The sequence below is a fragment of the Paenibacillus sp. JDR-2 genome (assembly GCF_000023585.1).
GTDB lineage: Bacteria > Bacillota > Bacilli > Paenibacillales > Paenibacillaceae > Pristimantibacillus.
On record NC_012914.1, the window covers coordinates 4,704,748 to 4,723,989 of the forward strand.

Consider the following 19,242-nt stretch of genomic DNA (forward strand, 5'->3'; position numbering starts at 1 on the left):
CCTGTTTCTCTTTTATAGAGTTATATTGGATATGACCACAGTCGTCACCGACTGCGCCTCAAGATTAACCGTAATTTTGTTACTATGAATGAACAGCTCGGCTTCAATCAGGTTTTCCTGCACCGATGTGCGATACAGCTTGGCTGCTCCACCGCCCGGGATAAACGGACCGAGGTCATAACGGATTTGCCTTTGCCCTTCCCGGTTATTCACAACCACTGCAAGCTGCTTGCGCGCTGCATCGTAAGCCGCAATGGAATCGCGATCATCCAGCCATAAAATACGGCTGCCCGGACGAATAAACTTACTGAAATGAGCCATCGCGTAATATTGCTTCGTCATTTCGTATTGGCTGCCGCCATGTCTGAAATCGGAGTGGATAAATCCCCAGTTATTCTGGGCGCTTTCGTCCTCTACGGCCTGCCAATACACCCAAGCCGCGGGCTGCAGCTGCCGCAGATCCGTAATGATCCTCTCAGCCAGCTCCATCACACTGCTCATATCCCCGTGATCATGCGGCCCGGTGCCCCCGGTCCCGTACTCCGACATCCACAGCTTCTTCCCTTTCTCCTCAGCCAGCCTGCGAATTTCCTCCAGCTGAACGCCGTTATAAGAATGGGTATTGATTTGCGAGAAGCTGTTAAACGTCTCCTCGTCATAGCCGTGCAGCATTTCCAGCGTTTCATCCACACTATTTTCATCGGGCGCGCTGACTGCCGTTTCGGTTATGCCTTTTAATTGAAGGGATCGGGCTGTTTGCTTTATGATCTCCATTTGTTTATCGAGCGAAAAATGAGCCCCTTCTTGAATATTGCCCTTCTTCCACCAGTTTGAGATCGGTTCATTCAACGGGTTAAGCGTCCGGAAGACAACGCCGTGCGCATCCTTGTAGTGCTTAACCACTTCCGTCAAATAGTCCGCAAATTGTTCATAACATTCTTCACGCAAATTATTGCCGCCGTCTTCCGCACCCGTGACGGAACCGCTTAGCGTCATCCAATAGGGCGGCGAATTCGAAAATGCTTCGGCAATATCAGCCCCGCGTTTCATCGCTGCCAGCAAGACGTTCCGCTGGCCTTCATCGGCATTCCAGTTCCATATGCCCTTCTCCGGTTGAAAACCCGGAACATCGCCGCCCGGACGCAGCGTGTTAGGCTGGATTGCCGGATTTTCCCCGCCGCCGATGTTGTACCGGATAATATTTAAGCCAAGGCCTTTATCCGCATCAAAGATAAGATCCATGATCTCGTCCCGCTTATCCCGGTCGTTCCACTGGCCGACAATATGCCCCCACCAGGCAAGCGAAGTACCCCATCCTTCAAAGCCGTCATAGCCATTCTCCGGCTTAATCTGAATAAAGGTATCCTCGTTAGTAAGTCCGTTATCGTGTCCGTTAGTGCCGCTCATAAATCCTCCTGTTCCAGCTATTCTGAAACCTATTTCATGAAACGGGTTTCATTATTGCTGAAAAATGAATACCCTTTGACGGGTATTGGTAATTATGGAGCTCAATTGAAAAGGCTTACAATAATCTGGTTTTAATTATATTCCCGACTTCTGGAAACTGTCAATACTTGTTTATTGGCCGTTCATAAGCAACGAGACTGCCCTTATGGACAGTCTCGTTGCCGCTTTAATGGATTTGCTCGCTACTTCACCGTTACGCTCATCTTCTCGCTCTTGGTCTCTCCTGACGCATTAACGAGTACGGCCTCATACACATATTGGCCAGGCGCCCTGTCCGAAATAGTCGATACCGCGGATTGCGCATTTGGCGTACCGGCTTCCAAAGCTTGCGTATCAATTAATTGTCCATTTTCATATAACCGGTATTCGCTTGCGTTCGTTCCCCACCACATATTCATGGAGATCTTGTATTCGCCATTGTTATCCCAGTTATCATTCGACAATACCGGCTTACCAGGATTAGCGTCCGTTACGGTGACAACAAGCGGATCGCATGCCGTTGTGCCGAATGAATTCGTGAGCTCGCAGGTATACGTATACGTTCCGTTAGCTTTGCCCGTAATATCGGTCTTCACGGTTTGCGCTTCGGGCGATTTGTCGTCCAGCTTCTGCGTATGAATTAACTCGCCATTCTCATACAGCTTAAATACGGTACCGTTGTTGCCCCACCAGAGATTCATCGTAAGGGTATAGCTTCCGTCTTTTAAGCCGCTGTCATGACCGTTGTTGTCCGACAATACGGCTTTCCCCGGTACTCCTGCAGCAAGAGGAACCTGAACCTTCAGGTTATTTTGAGCCTGCTTAAGCATGGCGGATTCCGAATCAATCTCGGCCTGCGTAGCCGCCGCATTAGTAAATAACTCTTGCGCAGCCATTAGTTCCGCCTGGAAGGCTGTGACGCTCTCAGGTGTATACGAGTCTACCTCTACCGCTTTTGCTTCTTCAATAAACAGCTCGAGCAGCGTGCCGTCTACGGATTTTTCATGGAATTCGATCTCTCCGATATTAGCATATCCGCTTGGCGTGTAATATCTTAAATACCGGTAAGCCTTGCTGTTGTCCAGCAGCTGCGAATACCATTTGAAATCCGATATGCCATTAATCGTAAACAAGGTGTCGTAATTCGTTCCGTCGTTCGAGCCTTGTACTTGAGCGCCGTTAATCCTTGCGATATTCCCGTTTCTGCCGATAAACCGGATGCTGCCGACCACTTTCTCATTGCCTGCTCCCAAGTCGATGCGAGCCCAGCCGGTAGCGGTTTTGGTATCCGGAGAAGTAGCCGTATCGCCGTCAAAGGCGCGCCAGCCGTTTGTACCGGCATCGGCCGTGCCATCCCATGAAACCGAGGAAGCAAGCGACATGTCCGCTGTAACCGGAATCTTCGGATAGAGATCAGCCAAGGAAACAAGTAGATTTCTTGCAGCCAGCAGCTGGTCTAGAATTTCCATTTTATCGGCCCCCGGCTGATTGTAGGCTTCCTTGATGCGATCCATTTCCTTCATATACGTATAATAGCTTGCCTTCGTATAGCCATCCGGCTGAACGATCTTGGAAGTAAGCTCATAATCGTAATACCCGTAGATTTCTACCTCCGCTATATTCCCGTACCAGTTCTCCGCGTTATACAGTCTGAGATACCGGTAAGCTCCATGATCAATGATTTTATCCAGCCTGATGTCGGTCCAAGTGTTGGACAGCGCCCCCGAAACCGGATTCGTCAGATTCGTCCAGCTCGTGTTGTCGTTGGAGCCTTGGATAACAAGTCCGTCCAACCTGCCAGCAAGCGTTGCTCTTGGGAAAAGCTTAAGCTGGGTCAGGTTAATGGAAGAATTGGTACCGAGATTAATCGTGTAATAGGATCCCGGACCAGTGATCAGATCGCCGTAAGTCGATGTATTGCCGTCAAACAGCAGAAAACCAACCTGTTCCTTCGTGAGCCCGCTTCCCGACTTCACATACTGGTTGTCGGAAGCCGTAACGGACGCAAGCCTGGTTACATCGATCTTGACCGGCGTTGATTTTCCTGGCACGACAACATGAATTGCGCTAGTATTCGCTGAAATTCCGTCCGCTTCATTAGTCACCGTAAGCACAACGGAGACAATAGTGTCCATTACAGGCTGCGTAATAGTACCGTCCGTGCCAATAACTCCTTCGGGCGCAGCCGATGCAACCGATACGGAATAACCGCCCGGAACCTTCGGAAGCGTTAAGCTTGCTGCGCCTTTTTCCGGTACGGCTATATTCGTTATTGTGGAAGCTATTGCTTCGGCAGATGCCGAATATTTGCCATGCAGCTCTACTTCTGCAACATTACCGCTCCAGGCCGTTGGATTATACAACCGGAAGTAACGGTAGGCTTGGTGCTCGAGCAGCTGATCGCTATTGATATCCAGCCATTTGTTAGCCTGGGACGAGGCCACGGCTTTGGTCAGATTGGTCCAGTTCGTCTTATCATTGGAGCCTTGAATAATTAGTCCGTTCATTCGGGCGGGATGGCTGGCTCTTGGCATCAGCACGATTTCACTCAACTCCACCGACGCCCCTTCGCCAAAATCAACCGTATAAGTTCCCGTACTATTCGTCAAATCCCCGTACGTATCCGGATCTCCGTCAAATAGAAGGTAGCCCACTTGCTCGGCGGATAAGCCGGTCCCCGGCCATTGCGGATCGGAAGCTGTCACCTTGGCCAGCTTGGCAACATCAAGATACGTCGTTCCGTCAACAAGGAAAAGTGCGGAGCTGTCCGTTGTCGAATAAGCCGTGTCGCCGCTTGAACCGTCACTCTTCTCGTAATCGATGGCGAACTTAACCGGTCCGGTTGGAGCAGCCGCTGACATCTTCGCCTCCGCTGTCCAGGTTTTCTGATCGGCTGTGCTTACAGTTGCAGTCTGACCTTGAATGCGAACCTTCACATTCTGAATGGCTTCGCGTGCTTTAATAGTAATTTTAACTATATCCCCCGTTGAAATCTTCCCGTTTACGCTTTGATCCGAGCTCAGGGATACGGAATCCAATTTATTGCCGGTCTCATACCGGGTACCGTAAATTCTAAATTCGGTGAGCTCCAGCAAATTTCGGACGATGCCATACAGAACATCAGGCAGAGGCTTAATCATTTCCAGCTTGATATACCGGTATTTATCATCCTGATGCGCCGCATCCACATCAAGGGTCTGGTATTCCTGCGTCATCCGCGTAACACCCGATGTAAGCCGCGTCCAGCTCTCCCCGTCATTCGAGCCATAGACCGTTGAGTTGGCAAGACGGTCCGCGAAAATATTGCTTTGGAAACCAAATTTCGTTGCCGAAACCTTGTAATCCGGTCCAAAATCAAGAATATGGTACAGGTTTGGAGCAGCTCCCAGCGCTAGTCCATAATAGCCGCCTGTATCATAGCTCAAATCGTCCATCTTCGTGACATCCGCTCCCCAGCTGGACCAGAAAATAGAATCGGAGTAATGGATGCTGCCATCCGCACGGAGAGGCGTCGTTAAAGCGAGACCTTCCGCCGATTGCCTAAGCTTGCCGAGCTGCTGATTAAACGCTTCATCGGATGCCGCATCCAACATCGCTATCGTCTCATCATATACAGCCTCGTACTGATCAAGCGATTCAGACACATAAACGGCGGATGGATCGTATGGCGCGATAGCTGCTTTTACCGCGGAGGCCCGGTCCGGAGCCGTAATGATTGTAACCTTTTTCGCCGAAACGGTTGTACCGTCGGAAGCTGCAGCAACAAAAGCTGCCTCTCCGGCCTCAGCCGGCTGCCAGGTAAATGCTCCCGTGGAGTCATTCAGCGAAGAGCCTACCGGCTGATTCGCCAGTGAATAGGTAATTACATCCGCACTATTGGCATCCTCCGCAGAGAGATCGAGGTGAAGAGACGAGCCCCTATACGTATATACCTGCAAATCCGAGCTTCCGGATTTAAATGCCGGCGGCGTTAATTGCGTTGCTGCCAGAGCGTTAATATGATCGATGTCAACGATCGTGCCGGCTGATCCTTTTACCGTTAAATAAGCCATATCTCCCATAAAACCGGAGACCGTCACATACGTCCATTGTCCTTTCGTATCCGGCAAGGTCCAGGTCGCGCCAAGCATATCCAGATCAGCTGTGCCATTGGTCCGGATTTTCAAACCAAACGTCTGCGATCCGTAACCGGAGCTTAGATACGCAACCGTTGTTCCCGCTTCCGTCGCTTTTATACGGACAAAGGAGGCATCTCCCTCTTGTTCCGTCTCGGAACGATCATCCAATGCCGTGTAACGGTCTTCCACTTCCATAATCGATGCGCTTGCTTGCTGTTTCGGGAGATGGGACGCTCCTTCAGCCTGCGCCTCCTTCGGGATATACAGCCAGAAGTCGCCTCCGCCGTCGACGTTATCCCAATTGTTGTTAAGTCCGCCGCCGTAATAGAAAGTAAGCGGAGTTCTCTTCTTAAAGGCCTCGTAATAATACGGCGCCTTCTCGGCAACATCGATCCCTCTCACGTATGTATAGTAGTAATAGAGATCCCAAAAGTTTGCCGTATTGTATCTTCCTCTGTATCCGGTTGCAATATGGTTATACGTGTCCCGGATCGTGCCGTCCGGCGAAATCGCATAAGCCACCGGCGTCCAAGGGGTATCATAGCCAAGCATATATTGCCAGAAGTAATTGGCGGTTGCGAGAATGCGGTCATCCAGAAACTCGAATGGACCCACGGCATCCGCGCTTTCGGAGACCGTACCGTCTACCGGGTCTACCTTGGTTCCCTGTGCCAGCAGCATCCGCGAAATGATGGCCGCGTTCGTTAAATCGCCGCCTCCGTGAGCTTGATCGCGTCCCATCTCCAAATGCTGCACATGCGGCGTTGCCGGTTCTCCCGTCAGGTCATTCGTATCCACCATGCGGAACATCTGTTTAATGGATCCGTTAAAGCCCTGGTCATTCGCCGTCTTATTAACGGTGAACCATTCGACGGCCTCGTCGTATCTCTCTTTGTTGTTCGTGAAAATATAACCGGCCATCGCTCCCATCAGCGGATAATTATGCTGATTCATGAAATAATTGTTGCTGTGCTGGAACGTTTCAATAACCGGATTAATCAGGTTGTTTGCAAAATTCGTTGTATCCTGCTCCGTCCACTCCCATTCCGGCGAGGGGCTGCTTGTATATCTCAAAATCTCCGCTGCCGTTACCATCCGGTTAAGCGGAATCCCGGTATGAATATGAGCATCCGTATAATACGCGTATTGGGATGGATCCATTTGAGACCAGATCCGAATAGCCTTCATCGCGTTTGCCCGGTAAGTCACATCGCCGGTTACGAAATACATAATGGATTGCGTGTACGCCATCAGGGCATCGCTAATGAATCTCGATTGAATGCCTTGGCTGTTAAAAAAATTGGACAACGGTTTTGTAGGGTCAGTCGTACTTTGGTTTTTGATCGACACGGTCTTGGAGGCTTGTGCCGAGGCTGTCATGCCCGTGTAATAGGAATACCAAGGCTCCTTATGCGCCAGTACTTGAGCCCGCATGTTCTCGAGAATGTCCTTTGTTAATCCAACGCCGGGATGCGTAAAGCCATTGCTGCTGATGCTTTCCTGAACGGTAACGGTATATCCGGAGCTGATCCCGTCATCGGATTCTTCGGCTGCCGCAGCTATCCCTTGCGGCAGCAAGGACGCTGCCATGCTCACGGTAACGATAATGGACATCAACCTCATCCATACCTTGCTGAAAGATAATTGCCCCACTAATGAACTCCTCCTCAAGTAAGATGACACCGCTTACAATTAACTCGTCATAAACCGCTTTGATTCAGCATTCTTCCTCCTTCCGCCCAATCTACTTTAACTATAGAGCGAAGCCCCAGCCGCTCCCATCGCAATTTTGCAAGATTTCTGTAACTTTTGCCGTAAGCAAAAAAAGCTCCGGACGGCTTGTCCGAAGCTCTTTAAATCGTAGTTTTTTATAATTTATTGTTATAAAATGCTTCGAATTCAACAACGGAGTCAAAGCGGTTTAAGGCTACGCCCTCCGCTATGAGATGCTTCTCCAGCTTAACGATAAGCTGCAACACGGCTAACCGCAACGGTTCGAAATTAGTTGGATCCAGCAACGAGACAAGATCCGGATATCCATAACGAACGTAATACTCCCGATAGTCCCCTATGTCAACAAGACCGGGCCAGCGTCCTTTTTCCGCCGCGTACATTATTCGGGCGAGTCCGTCTTGCAAACCCGCAGCAACAAAAAAAGCGGTTTCGTAATGGCCTTTTTCGCATGCGGTCAACAGCTTGTTCATCATCCCCCTTTCCTCTTCGTAGTATCCCTTCATACGTTCTTTGTAAGAGCGCTTCTCTTCCAGACTGTTTCTTTTCTCCGATGTAACACGAATGGTATCTGCAGTCATTTCCTCGCACGCCAATAAGATTTCATCCGGACTATGGCTGAACATAATCGTATCCAGGTATTGATCTAGTTGTTCCGGCTTTACCTTGAGATCTCTGACTTGCTCACGATAGTGGCCCCAGCTTCGCTTATAGTAGATTTGGTTCAAGAAGCCAAGAGACTTGAAAATATTTCCGGTTATCTCTTGAGCTTGAATCCGGGAATAGGACAGATCTTTGGAGTCTGCGAAGATCCGCAAATTAGCCAATCCGACAAGGCATTCCTTAATAACGGATTCTGCTTTATTAACCATAAAGCATGCGTTGGATTCGCTTCCCATTCCGGATATCCTATCTCGAAGCGCGACGAATCTAGCAAGATCATCCTCTGAACGAACATACAATAGCTGGCAGTCCGCTATAATCGTTGTGTTCCATTCCTCCGATGCTGCCATTCTTTCAGCGCGATCCCATCCGATTGGCCAAAAATCAAAGCTTATGCCTTCGATTATAAACTGGCACTCTGCTTGTCTCCCTTTGTCCGTTGCCGGAATAAAGAAGAAATCCAAATCGGAACGTTCCGTTGCTCGCCCCTGCAAATAAGATCCGTAATATCCGACAATCGAAATATCTTCCGAGTAATGAGTTTTAATATGCTCAACAATAATATCGGCGACAGCAAAAACATCAACCATAAGATCCCCTCCTAGTCTTCCATTAGCATAAGATTTATACAATTCACGTTACAATCCTATACTACCAAATTCAGGAACCCCATTCCGGGTATAAAACATATAAATGAATTTTTATAAATCCCGGCGCGAGTGTACTGGAATTTCCTCAACAGCAAAACAAGCCAAGTACCCGAGGGTGGTACTTGGCTTGTAATTTGCTGTTCAAGATTATAGCTGATGAGTTGCGGTTGGCTGCCCCACTGAGCTTGCTTCAAAGCCGTCCACATTAGCATCTGCGGATTGCCTTGAGAAGACCTCTAGACGCGCAAAATGCAAACCGCGCGATACTTGGATGCAGAGGATCAAAAAAATCATGTAAAGGATTAGCGTGACAAAACTCAGGATAAGAATCATCGATCCGCTGAGCTCGTCGGCTTGGTTAACATATCGGCCAAGTCCGTTTGAGAGCATCATGAATAGAAGAAGCGGCAATGCCAAGCCGCAGATCCAGCGCCCTTCCTTCTTAGCGCCGTCCGTATCTTCCAGATACCATCGTCCAATCATTCGGTAAATAGAAGGAATCCCGAATAAGTTGTAGACGGGGATCAGGATGCACGCGAGCGATTTTCCCGGCGACCGGGCGAAGCTTGGAAAGAGCGCCTTCATATCGAGATGGACGCAATAAATCCAGATAAGATAGATAACCGCAGCAATATAATACAGAACAGAGGATACAATCTCAATGAAGCCGTAAAATTCATAAATATAAGTGGAGAAAGCATTCAAATTTACTGCATACACAATGGTGCTGACGAGATCCGCACAGGCTAATCCGGCAAGCACCCACAGGAGTATTTTCAGAACGTTCGATAAAGTCTCTGACTTCAATTTCAAGGTTGGTTCACACTCCGGAGATAAGGATTAGGTAACTGCCGCAAATAGGAAATAGCTTCATCTAATGTCGCAACCGGAACAAGCTGGAGTTTCAAATGCAGTTTCTTCGAGGTAAACTGGGCTTCTTCCTCGTTGCTGAGTCCCGGATACATAAACGTCTCCTTATCCTTGGGAACGAAGAAAATATCCGTACCTGCCGCTTCGGCCGTTCGCAGCTTATCGCGGATAGCGCCAACGGAGCCAACTGTATGATCTTCTTCAAGCGTTCCCGTGCCCGCGATAATAATCTTACCGTCTTGAGAAAAATCTTCCTGCATCGCTTCTTCCACAAGCCCAACCCCCAGCATAAGGCCGATAGAATCCCCATAATAATTCGAGGTTTCTTCAATTAACTGCTGAAGCCGTTCATCTCGCTGGTCTTGCTCGAGCGGGGCAGTGATCATTTCGGAAGCCGAATCTATGGCATAATGGATCGTCTCGTTACGCATATCTTCTTCAAAGTCCAGCATTGCGCTTAGATCGTTTTCAGCCGAGGAATCAACTTTAGTAAATTCGGCTTCCGAATCGCGAAGGCCAACGGAATACTTCTCATAACGATTACGCGTAACGCCCTCTTGGACATACACGAAGTTAACGCTGCCTTTGACATCGATCTCTTGCATCGGAACGATCTCGCCCGTTGTCGTGAAGCTATAGTACTGGGGCCAATAAGCATAAATGGCTACAGAAAAGGGAATGAGAAGCAATAGTATGCCTATGATCCAGTGGCGATATGACTTTTGACTTTCTTTGCTTGTCATCTGAGGTGTATCTTTCAACTTCGCAACCATCCTATATGTTCAAATGTAGGTCGAATGTCTCCAATTCGACAGCTGGATAAGTATTCCTGCTTACTTATAGAAAGAAACTAAAGAGTGAGTGCAGTCCATAGCATCGAAACTCCTGAACACAAAAGGAGAACGTCCAGCACATAGCGGAATGAGGCCATACTCATGCGCTGCACCATTCTTTTGGCAACAAACGTGCCAAGCATGAGAGAGCTGCCGACAATAACGCCTTGCACAATCAATTCAAACGGAAGAGCCCCAAGCTCCTGGAAGGTCACAACCTTGCTCATATAAAGCGCAAGCGAACTAACAGCTTCCGTAGACAGGAGACGAATAAATAGCCTGCCAATCCCAACACTCCCAGAAAACCTTTTCTATGTATTTCCTCCACGGTACGATTGTAGCATAAAATTTATCACTCAAAAGTAAATAGAGCAGTCTGCCGGCTGGCAGACTGCTCTATTATTCGTTCAATAATATTTGAGTAGATTTAGCAGAACGCTTTTTCTTTTGAAAAAGACTTCCCGTTATGCAATATCCTAATAGAATGCCCGCGCTATTTAAGAGGACGTCATCAATATCAACCGCTCTCATTCCTAGATTAATGAAATACATGAACAATTGTCCGGATTCAATAATGAGCGGAATAGCGAAAGCATAAACGGCTATGTTGATTTTAGGTATGACCCTGATGTTAAAGTAATAGTAAAAACCAAACGGCATGCAAATGATGAGATTTCCTATAATATTTTTAATCGCCGTGCTGGAAGGGAAATCCTGGAGGTACTCGATAATGGTCTTAAAAGGAATATAATTATACAAAATATATTCGGTTTGAGCCGCATAATAAAGCCATACCATAAATACGACAGAGGACGCATACAAAACAAAAGATACATGAAGAACCTCTCGAATCAAGTTGATTCTAAACACTTTCCATAAACCTATTCTTATAAGGATGTAAAGCAGCGTTGCAGGAACAGCAATTATAAGAATATCAAATCCTAATAGATCTCCTCATTAACCCGTTTTTTATAACCTAATTTTTTCCACGTACTTCTAAACGATTACTAGGCTATAAAAGTTACGTATTCCGATCCTATCTGCCAACAAAAAAAGCAGCCGATTGCCGGCTGCTTAATGTGTAATTTTATTCAGAAGGAACATTCATCTGCTTCAAATCTAAAATATACTAATGTCGGATCCCAATCTTCCCATCCTTTAGCCTCATGATGCGGTATCACTGAAACACGATATCTTAAGTTTTTTAATCTAATCTCTTGAACCAAATCATCACTAAGCCCTGCCGAGTATTGATCAATTAATAAACTATTATAAAAAGGTAAGCGGAAAAGCAATTCTCTCCACGAAGACTCTACACTGATTTCAAATACAATGTTCTCTAGGTACTTCATATGTTGTTTTTTCCGTAATCTTTTCTTCAAATCTAACTATCACCTCTATTTTTTCTCGATCTGATCCAACTGTTCCTGCAACACCTTCATATAACGGTCAATGCCCGCTTCCCTCAGCTTCTGCTTCAGCGTGGCCAAGTCACTGTCTATGTCCTTGCTGATTCCTAGATTCAGCGGCTGGATGTATTGCTCCTGAACCGTCTCCAGATTCGACAGCTCATCGAATAAGGAAGACGTATCGAACAGAAAATTCTGGTACGGGTCGGCGCCATTCTTTTCGGCCAGCCTAGGGCCTTCCGTAACGGTCAGCTTGTCTACAATCGTCTGCCACTCCTGCGGATAACGGACGGGAACATTCATATAGCCGTCTATAACACCCGTCCATGCCTGCTTCTTATTCTCTTCCTTAATCCCGTCGTAAGAGATCCTGCCGCCCTGCAGCTTGTAATTCTCGCCTTCTACGCCGTATACCAAAAGGTTATAGTACGTTTGATCGGTATGGGCCTTCTCCAATATTTTGAGCGCGATATCCGGATGCTGGGAGTTGGATCCAATTGAAATCTGCGTTGTTGTATTCGCCGAGGTATTCGGTAAAAACAACGTGTTCGGGAACATATCAAACTTGTAATCGATCCAGCCGTACTCCTGGTCCGGATACGCAGCTTTTAAAGCCGAGATATACGAATTGCTAACCGCGCCAAAATGGTTATTAAACTCCAGCGGCTTCTTATTTTCCTTCATTAAAGCCAATGTTTTGGTCGTTTCGTTTTCTTGAGCGCCAAGAATATCATGATCCACAATACCTGCGTCATACCACTCTTTGGCTTTTGTCGCCATCATCTTATATTCCGGCGTATCAAACATGCTGATGACCTTGTACGGATCATTAATGGGCGCTACCGCAAACTCGGCAACGGAATAATACTTGTCTCCTGTCAGAGCAAGCCATAGGTTATCGCTGTAACGCTTGTCGATAATCATTGGCGTATCCGGGAATTCCTCTTTTGCCTTATACAAATATTGCTCCATGGCAGAAAAATCTTTAATCTCGGGCAGCTGCCACTTTTTCCTCAGATCCTCGCGATAGAACATCCCTTCACGGCCGGCTCCCGGCACGTTCAGCTGCGGAATGCCGTACAGCTTGCCGTCGATCTTCATCTGCTCCAGCATCCCTTTGTAATGCTCAACCAGTGCCGGCACCTCGCTGAGTATCGGAGTCAGATCAACAAACGCGTTTTTGGCCGCAAAGGACTTGAAATCCGACCACGAACCACCTACGTAGAAATCGTATTTCTTCGAGGCAATCGCCATGCCGATATTGCTTTTCTCCTCATCCCAGGGGATAAAATCAAAGCGGACCGTAGCTCCGAAATCCCGGATCGTTAATTCATCAAGCTGCTTATAAAAAGAATCCATTCCGCTTGCCGGCGGATTTCCCATCGTGATCGCGTTTAACTGAATAACCGGCTTTATTGCTTCCGTTACTTCTGCCGCATCGGGGGCCTTCTTGTCCTGCCCCATACATCCGCTGAGTACCGCGGGGATCGTCAGCAAAGCCGGCACTATTCGAAACAACCGCATCTTTCCTCATCCCCCTTACATCCATTGCCTCGCTATCGGTGAGTAACCGGAACGTTAATCGTTACGCAGGTTCCCTCGCCTGGTGTACTATGAAGCTGCAGCTCGGCCGTTTGGCCAAAATACAAATCCAGCCGCTTCCTAATATTGCTGAGGCCATAACCGCTCCCGCGATGCCTTCGCTCCTCGCCGCTTCCCTCTTCCGGCATACCAACGCCATCGTCGCAGATTGCGATCATCAGCCGATCCTGGTCTCTATAGCCTGTAATCCGGATCGTGCCTCGGCCGCCGGGGTTTTCCGAAATCCCGTGAAGGATCGCGTTCTCCACAAGCGGCTGAATCGTAATTTTCGGCAGCATGCAGTCCATCACCGATTCTTCAACCTCTACTTCAAGCTGGACCCGGTTCTTAAACCGTTTCTTCTGAATCTCCATATAGATCGAGCTTAACCGCAGCTCATCCTTAACGGTAACAAAATCATTCCCTTTGTTTAGAATCAGCTTGTAATAATCGGATAAAGCATAAATGATCTGCTGAATGTTGTCCCGCTCTTCCTTCTGCGCCATCCAGTTCAGCATATCCAGCGTATTGTACAAAAAATGAGGATTAATCTGGGACTGGAGCGCCTTCAGCTCGGCCTGCGTCTTTTCCTGGCCTAATTTGTACTGCTCGACCATCAGCTCCTGCACGCTGTTAATCATGTAATTGTAGCTTAATATCAGCTGGCCGACCTCGTCTTTGCTTGGCCGGATATCCAGCTCGTTCAGGCGGCCTTGACGAACCTGGCTCATCTTGTTCATCAGCAGATAAATTCTGCGGGTAATCGATTTGGCCACAGGGAAAATAAACAACAACAAGATGAGACAGATGATCACATAGACCATCACCATCTGATATTTGATTTGATTAATGCTCTCCGTGGCGGCGCGGTGCGAAATAACGGACATCAGATACAGATTGGTATCCCCGATCTCCTGGCCTCTCGCCATATAAGACCCGTGTGCCAGCGAGACATTCACATAAGAGCCCTTGCTGTCAAACGGCTTATCCAGCCGCATGGTCTCCAGCTCCTTCTCGCCGCTGTGCGCCACAAGCTCGCCTGCTGCCGTCTCTACATAAACAAGCTGCTCCGGATTGGATTTGGTCAAGCTTTGCTGGATCTGCTTAAGCTCCAGGTTGAGCGAGACAATCCCAATCGCGGAGGTATAGTCTTCCGGATTCCAGAGCAGCTTGTTCAAGGAAAGATAGGACTGGCCCGTGCGGGTATCGATATCTTTGTTCAACGTCCAGGTAGGACCGCCTTTATTCTCGATCACCTTCCGCGCCCAATCCAGCTCCCGAATACTGTTCATCCGCCGGAACAACGTATCTACGCCGGTAAAAGCATAGTTATCATCCACATAATATACGATGTTGTCGATGTCCGAGCTGGACACCATGATCTGCGTATAATCCACGATATTGCCGTAGACTTCAATCTGGTCGGCGACGCTCATCCGGGCCGAACCCTTGGCGAGAATCGCCTCCATATCCTTGTTAACGATCAGCATAGAGGACAATTCCTCAATATGCTCCAGCTTGCGGGTTAACGTAGTCAACGTCTGCTCGTAGCTCTGGTTCTCGGCGTAATTTTGCCCGTTCACAACCAGCTTGCGGATCTCCCCATAGGAGATAAAAAACGTAATAATAAGAGGGACAATCCCGATAAAGGCGAATAAAATGATAATCTTTTTGCGTAAAGGCATGTCGTTGACAGAATGAATAAGGTTCATCCGGATCAGGTCTTCTTTCTGTATTCAAGTGGCGACAAATCGGTTGAAGCCTTAAATACTTTGGCGAAGTAGCTCGCGCTGGCGTAGCCGCACAGCTCGGCAATGGTATTCATTTTGTAATGCTCGCTCATAACCAGCTTCTTCGCCAGTCCGATGCGGTAATCACTGATATATTGCTTCATTGATACGCCGGTCTCCTGCTTGAACAACATCCCCAAATGCGCGGTGGACAGATGCATATGGTCGGCAATCGTCCGCAGATCCAGATCCGGATTCTGATAATGAGCCGCAATATATTGAAGCACATCCTGCACAAGCCGCGAATAAGGCGAGGTCTCCTGCACCTCTTCCAAATAGGCCGAGCAGATGATGTTCATCGTCCGTTCTACTTGTTCCAGAGTTCGGCAATTCCGCAATGCTTCTTCGACATCCTGAATGCCGTATTCGCTCTCCAGTCCGATAAGCAGCTTCTTGCTGCCTCCTACTAACGCTAACGCCGCCGTCTCGAACAACGCGATAATCCGGGCACAGTCCGCGTATTCCTGCTCTCTTAATTGCTTGCACGAGGCATCCACCCACTCCGGCAGCTGCTCCGGATTTTCTTCCTTCTGTTTATAAAATTCCGGCAGCAGGTTGGCAAGTACGGCATGGCTCTGCCCCTTCTCCTGCGGCTGATAGAATCTGCGCCGCGGATCGTAGAAGGATCGTTCCGAAGCCCGGCAGGCCGATTGATAACTAGCGGGAAGCAGCTCCAGCCCAGTTGCCGGCTCTCCTATTCCAAGGCTATACGCCTCATGTTTTCTCACGAATAAGTCCGCCAAATAATGAATCCGCTTATAGTCCTGCTTGTCATAAGCCGCAACAACAAAGCAGCGGTAACGGTCTAGCTGCTCCCCGATGACCATTACGCCATTACTGCTCCAGTAGCGATTAATGAGGTCGAGATCAGCTCTGCTGCCCTCTTCTTCCTTCCGGCATGACACCAACATTCCGACATAACGTTTGCCCATCGGAAAACCCGTTTCCTGGCATAACTCATTAACCGTTTCAAGATTAGCGCCATTCTCCCGCAGCAGGCCTGCCAATCTTTGCCGCTCTAATTCATTCTTCTGATTCAAAACGGCCGTTTGCTTCTGCTTGCTCTGAATGGTGCGGACCGATTTCATGATTGCCTGCTCCACTTCCCCAAGCTTAAGAGGCTTCTCGATATATTCAACGGCGGACAGCTTAATCGCGCTTCTGAGATATTCCACGTCCATATACCCGCTCATAAATAATAACTGGCATCCCGGAGAAGTCTCGGCGAGCTTCTCGGCAAATTCGATCCCGTTCAGCTTGGGCATGCGGATATCCGTCAGGACGATATCCGGCTTCTTCAGCGAAGCGAGCCGCAATGCTTCGGCCCCGTCACTTGCGAGAAACACTTCCCGTATGCCAAATTTCTCGAAATCGATTGTCTCGCTTAAGCCCTCCCGGGTGTAATCATCGTCATCTGCAATCAAGATCCGCATGACTCATCCCGCCCCGCTTTCACCCGTAATGATAACGCTTGCAATTCTATTAAATTTTATATGATATCAAGGCAAAGATAAATAGAAGGTTCTCCTATCCATATACTTGCAGCAGTCTATCGTACTCCATTAACGTGACAGGGATAACCGAGCCATGACGCGGCTGCCCGGGCAGCGTATAATGAGCGGGGATTTGCCAGTTGCCGGAGCCGAGATCGGACGTTACAAGCGGGATATATCCCCGAAAGCCGAACTCGTCAATAAAGAGATACCACTTCTCTTCGACATTGGATTTAAAAATGATAGGGCCTTCTCCGCGGACCATAAAATCCTGCTCAACCTGCTGATGAATCATCTTATACTTGTCATGCTCAAAGCCTGTTCCTACTTCCTGGATGATGTTTTTGCCTTTCGCAAACCGGTAAATTAATCCCTTATGCTCGATCAAGGTTGCGTCAAGCACGGAATAGCCGTAATCCATATACACCTTTGGTTTGCCGAAATGGACAAAATCCTTCGTTTCCGCAACCATCATCCGGTGGTACCTTCCGCTTCCGATTGATGCCCAGAATACTTTATATTGCTGACAGCCTGCATCATAGAAAATTTCAGGCGCCCAGGCGCAGCCTGCGTCCTCGGGTGCAACCTCAGCCATCCGCTGATCCGACCAATGCACAAGATCATACGAATGCCAGACCATAATCGACCGGCTTCCTGAGGTAACCGCCCGGTTCCAGCCCGGATTCCGGTAAATACTCAAATCCGTTGCGACAAGGTAAAATTTATCCCCTTGCGGCGATCTCGCCAAATACGGATCCCGTACTCCGCATTCCCCTAGATACGAGGTCAGGATGGGCCGGCCTCCGTTAAGCTCATGCCAATGCAGCGCATCGTTTCCTTTGCTAAGCGCAAAGTATACCTGCTCTTCTTCTGCTGTTTCATTGCCTTTGAAATAGGCAAACAAATAACCCGCATAATTATCCGCCACTTGATCAACCTTCTATCTTCAGAGATTTGTCGCATCATGCCAGCTGCCAAAAAAGGAAGACCTCTGAATTCGTTCAGAAGCCTTCCTTGCCTTATTATTTCAATGCGGCTTGACGCTCTTGATAAACTTTGGTTGCCTCGTCCAGCATTTCCTGACCGCCTGCCTTCAGCCATTCCGATTTGAAGGATTCAAATTCCTTCTCCACATCGCCTTTCGTAACCATAACCTTAGAATAGAACGAATCCTCAAGCGTATTCAGGTTCGCCAAGTATTTGGTCTTCGACTCCAGCGGAGTTGGTCCAAGCAGGTCGGAAATTTTTTCATTGCCGGCATTCAGCTTATCCGAGAACGCTTGCTTGTCGGCAGGCATCTGGAACTTTGCGTTGGAGAGCGAGCGGTCTACAAACGGGTTATAAAATCCGCCCGTGCCAAGGTCGTTCTGAAGCTGCGGCGTATCCAGATATTCTTTTTTCCATACCGGAACGCCGTCTACCAAATCGTACGATTTGCCTTCTTCTCCGTATGTCGTTCTGAGGTACACTTCGTCGTTGGTCGCAAGATCTTCAAGCATTTGCAGGATCTTGATCCGCTTCTTGTCATCCTTCTCCAGCTGCTTGCCGAACATGAGAGGAGTCTGCAGCGGACCGTTCGACATAACGTAAGACTTGCCGGCAGGACCAATCAGACCTTTACCGTATGCGACAGGGAAGCCGTTTGCTTTGTCCTGCTCCAGCTGGCCGAATAAATGGTGGTACATGTAGTTGTCTTTAATGCCGATTTTCTGGCTGTTCCATTTGGTGTTGATCTGATCCTGGTCATCCGTAAGGAATTCCGGATCAATCAGGTCCGATTTGTACCATTGATTAATCTTCTTCACGGCTTCCTTCGCCTGATCGGTAATCCCGCCCCAAGTTACCGTACCGTCTGCCGCCGCCATGAACTGATAAGGGTTAACGCCATACGCGGCGAATACTTCGTTAAACAGCTGGTTTCTTGCGGATTTGCCGCGGCCCGTCATGCCGTACGTATCCTTCTTGCCGTTGCCGTCCGGATCATCGTTCCTGAACTTCGTCAGGACATCCTCGTATTCTTCCAGCGTTTTTGGAGCTTCGGTATAACCAATCTTGTTCAGCCATGCCCCGTTATAAGTAGGAATAAAGCCATAACGTCCGTTCAGCCAAATTCTCGGCACCCCGTAGTTTTTGCCGTCAACCATGGCAATTCCCCATGCCGCCGTGTCGACCTGATCGATGTCTGCCGAATATTTGGGCATATATTGCTTGATCTCGTCAGTCGAGATACTTGCGATAATGCCTTGTTTCGCATAGTTCGCCATATCCGCTTCCTGCAGCGTACCCGGGAAAATATCCGGAATCTCGTTGGAAGCGAGCTTCAGCTTAAAGCTTTCATCCGTCAAATTCATGTTGATGAGTTTCACGTTGTATTTCTCTTCCAGATACTTCTGGGTCGGATTTCCGTCTGCAGACGGGATATTCCAGGTCGAGCCGATCGAGATTTCGATGGGCGATTCTTTTTCTGCGCCGCTGTTACCTTTTGCATCGTTAGTTTGGGATGCATTTGTTGCGCTGCTATTCGGGTTGTTATTGGAATTGCCGCTGCAGCCTGCCGCCGTAAGGGACATTGCCAATACGGATGCCAGAATTACCTTTTTGCCATGCTTCATCTTTTTTTGCTCCCCTTTACATGGAATAAACGATTATTTAAACGGA

At 48.3% G+C, this 19,242-nt stretch carries 13 protein-coding genes; all 13 read right to left on the reverse strand.

The features are described 5' to 3' along the window. Positions 1-12 precede the first annotated feature (12 nt). Entirely contained in the window at positions 13-1,407 is a 1,395-nt protein-coding gene (locus tag PJDR2_RS20765) for a glycoside hydrolase family 30 protein (protein ID WP_015845689.1), read from the reverse strand. A 242-nt stretch (positions 1,408-1,649) separates the two neighbouring features. Next, positions 1,650-7,217, reverse strand: coding sequence for a discoidin domain-containing protein (locus PJDR2_RS33755; RefSeq protein ID WP_015845690.1), 5,568 nt, complete (start codon positions 7,215-7,217; stop codon positions 1,650-1,652). Positions 7,218-7,432: 215 nt separating this feature from the next. Next, on the reverse strand, positions 7,433-8,548 hold the full coding sequence (locus PJDR2_RS20775; RefSeq protein ID WP_015845691.1) for a hypothetical protein: 1,116 nt from the start codon (positions 8,546-8,548) through the stop codon (positions 7,433-7,435). 207 nt (positions 8,549-8,755) lie between these two features. After that, positions 8,756-9,421, reverse strand: coding sequence for a hypothetical protein (locus tag PJDR2_RS20780; RefSeq protein ID WP_015845692.1), 666 nt, complete (start codon positions 9,419-9,421; stop codon positions 8,756-8,758). Further along, entirely contained in the window at positions 9,418-10,083 is a 666-nt protein-coding gene (locus PJDR2_RS20785; RefSeq protein ID WP_150106533.1) for a hypothetical protein, read from the reverse strand. The genes PJDR2_RS20780 and PJDR2_RS20785 overlap by 4 nt, the downstream gene beginning before the upstream one ends. A 245-nt stretch (positions 10,084-10,328) precedes the next feature. After that, the gene (locus tag PJDR2_RS20790) at positions 10,329-10,538 is read right to left on the reverse strand and encodes a hypothetical protein (protein ID WP_049790066.1); all 210 of its coding nucleotides are present in this window, start codon (positions 10,536-10,538) and stop codon (positions 10,329-10,331) included. Between the two features lie 172 nt (positions 10,539-10,710). Beyond that, positions 10,711-11,181, reverse strand: coding sequence for a VanZ family protein (locus PJDR2_RS33865; RefSeq protein ID WP_015845694.1), 471 nt, complete (start codon positions 11,179-11,181; stop codon positions 10,711-10,713). A 221-nt stretch (positions 11,182-11,402) separates the two neighbouring features. Then, positions 11,403-11,693, reverse strand: coding sequence for a hypothetical protein (locus PJDR2_RS32955; protein ID WP_150106535.1), 291 nt, complete (start codon positions 11,691-11,693; stop codon positions 11,403-11,405). A 15-nt stretch (positions 11,694-11,708) separates the two neighbouring features. Then, complete coding sequence (locus PJDR2_RS20800) at positions 11,709-13,244, reverse strand: ABC transporter substrate-binding protein (protein ID WP_015845695.1); 1,536 nt, start codon at positions 13,242-13,244, stop codon at positions 11,709-11,711. A gap of 32 nt (positions 13,245-13,276) precedes the next feature. Then, positions 13,277-15,013, reverse strand: a complete 1,737-nt coding sequence (locus tag PJDR2_RS20805; protein WP_015845696.1) for a cache domain-containing sensor histidine kinase — start codon at positions 15,011-15,013, stop codon at positions 13,277-13,279. A 5-nt stretch (positions 15,014-15,018) separates the two neighbouring features. After that, positions 15,019-16,524: a response regulator gene (locus PJDR2_RS20810; RefSeq protein WP_015845697.1), complete on the reverse strand. Its 1,506-nt coding sequence runs from the start codon at positions 16,522-16,524 to the stop codon at positions 15,019-15,021. Positions 16,525-16,618: 94 nt separating this feature from the next. Beyond that, positions 16,619-17,512, reverse strand: coding sequence for a glycoside hydrolase family 43 protein (locus tag PJDR2_RS20815; protein ID WP_015845698.1), 894 nt, complete (start codon positions 17,510-17,512; stop codon positions 16,619-16,621). A 94-nt stretch (positions 17,513-17,606) separates the two neighbouring features. Further along, a complete protein-coding gene (locus PJDR2_RS20820) occupies positions 17,607-19,196 on the reverse strand; it encodes an extracellular solute-binding protein (RefSeq protein ID WP_015845699.1) in 1,590 nt (529 codons plus the stop codon). Positions 19,197-19,242: the final 46 nt, after the last annotated feature.